General features: G+C 29.3%; 2 protein-coding genes. One reads left to right on the top strand and one right to left on the bottom strand.

Annotated elements, in window-relative coordinates; genetic code table 11:
• Positions 1-69: 69 nt before the first annotated feature.
• Positions 70-1341, top strand: coding sequence for a phage integrase SAM-like domain-containing protein (locus tag ACJBCC_RS17120; RefSeq protein ID WP_407557905.1), 1272 nt, complete (start codon positions 70-72; stop codon positions 1339-1341).
• A 17-nt stretch (positions 1342-1358) separates the two neighbouring features.
• Here ACJBCC_RS17120 and ACJBCC_RS17115 read toward each other — a convergent pair whose 3' ends face one another.
• Positions 1359-4607 (bottom strand): RNA-directed DNA polymerase, encoded by a 3249-nt coding sequence (locus tag ACJBCC_RS17115; RefSeq protein WP_407557904.1) that lies wholly within the window; start codon positions 4605-4607, stop codon positions 1359-1361.
• Positions 4608-4643: the final 36 nt, after the last annotated feature.

Genomic DNA, 4643 nt, shown 5'->3' with positions numbered 1-4643 from the left:
AATTTCAGCACCATTTCAGCACCAGTAAAAATACAGAGAAAACTTGTTAACTATTAAATATATTTAATTATGGCAAGTGTGAAATTTTTTATCAAAGGAACAAGTAACCCAACTACAATTTATCTTCGTTTATCAGCATCGAATGGTGTGCTGTTGCGAAAGAGTACTTCCTATTTAGTAAACCCAAAATTTTTTAATAAAAAAAACGGAAAAATAAAGTTGAATCAAAAAGAGGTAGATTTAACAGAATTAAATAATAATCTAGAGAATTTAAGGACTACTATCGTGATAGGATATAATAGTTTTATGTCTGAAGGGGGTTATGTTAGTAAGTCTTGGCTGGATAATATTTTAGATATATTCTTTGATAGGTCAACTGAAAATGAACTTGATTATTTTGTTGAATACGCTAATGATTATATTAAAAAACTACCAACTAAGACAAATCCTAAAGGAGGAATTGGTGTCGCTATCTCTACCTTAAAAAAATACAAGACAATTAGAAGGAAGATGGAGAAATATGAACTCAGTAGAAAAACGAAAGTGAGATTCACGGATATTGGTATGGATTTCAGAGAAGATTTTTTGAGCTTTCTATTAGTGGATGAAAGGTTGAGCATGAATACTGCTGGTAGGGATATAAAGTTTTTAAAAACAATTTGTCTTGATGCAAAGAGGAATGGAATAAGTGTTCATAAGCAATTAGAGTCAATAAAGGGTTTTACCGCTAAAACAGAAAAAGTATTCTTATCTTTTGATGAGATTGAAAAGATTGAGAAAGCAGAATTGGAATCGGAAACACTAAAAAACGCAAGAGATTGGCTTGTTATGGGGTGTTATTTGGGGCAAAGAGTTAGTGATTTGTTGCCTATGAAAGCGTCAGATATTAAATATAAAGGTGATTTAAAGGTTATAGAGTTAACACAGAAAAAAACAAAAAAGAAAGTTTCCGTTTTGGTTCATCCTAAAGTTTTGGAAATTTTAAATTCTAGGGGAGGGGAGTTTCCAAAAACTTTTAGTGATAATATTCAAAGCAATATTACGCTCTTCAATATTAACATTAAAAGAGTAGCAAAAAAAGCAGGGTTAACATATAAGGTTCAAGGGGCTAAAATAAACCCCAAAACTAACCGTAAAGAGAGTGGTATATACGAAAAATGGGAATTAGTTAGTTCTCATATTTGTCGTAGGAGTTTTGCTACTAATTACTATGGAGATATTCCAACTCCATTACTTCTTAGTGTTACAGGTCATTCTACAGAGAGAGATTTTCTGTTATACATAGGAAAATCTTCAATAGATTATGCTGAGAATCTAGCTAAATATTGGGGGATAAACTAATATTTAGGAATTTAGGTCTACTCAGAATCTTTTCTGAAAGACCTATTTTCTAGTCTTTTTCTAGCATCATCATGTTTATAATCAGCTGGAGTTGGTTTAAAATCTTTGTCATCTCGTTGTAGTCCAAAACCTTTATATTGAAATTCTCTTAACTTTTTTATATCTAATTCATCTACTAAAAGTGATGTGTTAAGTCCTCCTTTTATTCTTAAACTATCACGACTTTCAGTCTTTTTAGGTCTTGTTACTCTAGAATCTCCGTAATCACTAGTGTTTACTTGGATGAAGTAGCAATGTAAATCTCTACTTGTTGTTTCAGTAATATTAGAATAGAAGTTAACATCTTTATTCCATTCGGAGGCTATTAAGAAATCGATTTTAGAACGAAATATTGAGCGATGTACTATATCCGCTAATTCAAAACAGTAATAATTTGTAAAATACAAACCTTTCCATCTTAATAAATGATAGCGATAGGGAGCAGGTTTAGGAACAACTCTTCTGTATTCATTAATCCAAAATTCTTCTGAAGGAGCGTAATGGTTTTTTAATCTTAAAATTGGAACAGTATCTTTTATTCCTCTAATTTCACAAGGTAATAAGGTTAAAATAAAATTGTATGCAACATCATTATGCGTCCAATGTTCAATACCTGTAACAATAGCTCGTTGATGATTCCATGATTCTTCCATTGCTGTTTTAACTAAGCCATGCGGAAGTGATAATTCTGGTAATACTACTAAATCGCAACGTTCAGCTTCAGCTTCATTTAAAACTTTAGCAAATTGTAAGTATCTATTTGGTAATATAGGTCTTCCTAACATGCTAGCTTCGTAGTTTGTATGCTCAATTTTCATATTAGCTAATCCAACTCTCAATTTGTCAATTTTTTGATTTTGACTAACTGATATTTCATGACCATATAATTCCCAGTCCACTTTTCCATTAGTATTCTCTGAAACTGAAAAAGCTTCACCATAATTAAATATTTCCTTTTTTAAATCTGATTTAAATGCTTCATTACCTGTTTTGTGAGAGTAATTTATTCTAAAGTATATTTCGAATGACTCATTTAGATATTGTTGGTTGATTTCATCTTCATGATATAGAAGGTCGTTATGTATCCTATTTTGAAAAGGGATGACCTGTTTTGTATTATGAACTCTTTTGATACATTCCATCCATGCTACTTCGCAGAACCTTACTTTACGAGGTGAGTAATCTAGATGAGTTTCTGAAAAAGAGATTTCATCCATATCAATTTTTGAAAAGTCAGTCTCAAGTAATGTTGAATGTAGTTTAACCTTTGTGTAATTTAGTATAGGTATGTTAACGTAGTTGTGCCTTAACATGTTAGATAACCTATATTTCTGCCAATAACTAAATACTTTTACAGGTCTTTTGTTTCTTAAAATAGAACCTTGATAAAAACGATTAAAAACGTCTTTTAGTCTGTGCTCAATATTTTTATGGAATTGGGGGTTTAATGAAAAGACCAATTCCATTGCTATAGAGTAATGTTCAAGTAAATCTTCAGCAATTCTATTGTATTTTAAATTATATCCTTTGAAACGTTTTCCTATTGGAAGATTATATATTTGCTCCAAAGTATTCACTGAAAATTCAATAAATTCTTCTTTGTTGTCATTAACGACAAAGTATGTTAGTAGTCTTTCCCATTGTCTAAAATGCTCTAAATTAGTTGTGCCTTTAAAAAATTTCAATATTTTTTTTACGTCCTCTTTGTTCTCTGTTTTACCGTTTCTTAAACTATAAAATATTTTTTTTGATAAATGAGAGGCAATTCCGTATCTGTTTTCTTTGTAATCTTTTAATGTTTTTACTTTATGCATTGAATCATCGAACACTAATTCATATGCCTCATCATCAAAACCATTTTCAGCTAATTTTTCATCAGGTAAAAATCTAAATTCACTAGACCTTTTTTCGATTTCATTTTTAAATTTCTCTAACAAAGCTAAAGAAGAATTGTGGTCGAAAAAATAAACTAGAGTTTTAGAAGGTTGTATGTATAGGTTCTTATAGCATTGAATTTTAAAAATTTTATCTCCTATTTCTTTATCTATTTTTAATAGTTCTGGAGGTGTATCCTCTAAAGAAATAACTGGATGTAAAGTTTTTATTATATGTTTTTCCTCTATCGATAAAGATTCGAAATATGAATCAGAGAATTGTTCATCAAAACCATTATTAACTTCTTGACACTTATCTTCAGAAGTGAATTTTGGGTCTGGGTTTGCTGTAATAATAAAAATATCGTCAACATATCGACTATAATAAATTGGTCTTATATTTTGGTGTACTCTTGAATCAAAATCTTTTAAATACCAGTTTGCTAAAATATAAGATGACGCTAGTCCTATAGGTAAGATAGATTCGTTTTCTGATACATTACTGATTAAATCATTTGGATATTTTATTTGCTTTAATTTATCCGTATAAATGATATGGATTTTTTTAAAAGATTCAGATAGAGTTGAATAGTTGTCAATCTGTTTACTTTGTAGTCTCGTCTTTAGGTCATTGAAATTAAATCGAATAGAATAATAGTAATCTTTTATGTCTATGTTTAAAAAAAGAACATCTTGTTTGTTTTCTAAATACTGCTTAGCAACAGTTATGCCCTCATCTCGCCATTTTTGGTATTGTTTATAATAGGGTTTGAAAAGACCAGAGTCATTTGATACTTTTTTATCATTACTGTTGGCTCTTTTTTTGTTTAAAATCAACCTATTTCCGTAGCATTTATCAAGTAAGTCACTTTCTAAATTATAACCAAGTTTCATAATCCATAGAATAGAGATTAAATGTATTTCTATTGGAGCATCAAAGAAAAAAGTAAGTTTGTCAAATTCATAGTTTTGATTTTCTTCAATTTCTCTAATATTGGTAAAAACGCTCTCTATTAAATGTTTTTCATTTTTAGATTTTTTGGGAGAATAATCATTATATGATTTTACTTTTTTGGGAAGTATTCTGTAGTTTATTTTACTATAAAGTTCGTTCCAGTACTCAATATTTTTATCTTCATTTTTAGAAGAAATTGCTTTATGCAATAACTCTAGCTTATCTTCGAAATTGTTTAATTCATATATAGGAGATACTCTTAGCCCTTCTTTTAATTCAGTTTCAAATGATGCTATTTTTTCCTTTAAATACAAGTCATGTGTGTCGTAATAAGCCATAGATTTTAATTTTCTATAAGCTGTTTTTACATCTTCAATCGATATGTCGTTTTTATTCATGCTTGATTTGCTTGAGTACCCTTTTTAATGATTAAA

Source organism: Winogradskyella sp. 4-2091 (genome assembly GCF_045765065.1).
Classification (GTDB): domain Bacteria; phylum Bacteroidota; class Bacteroidia; order Flavobacteriales; family Flavobacteriaceae; genus Winogradskyella.
The sequence above is the reverse complement of the archived record's forward strand: the minus strand, read 5'-3'. Positions and strand labels throughout refer to the sequence as shown.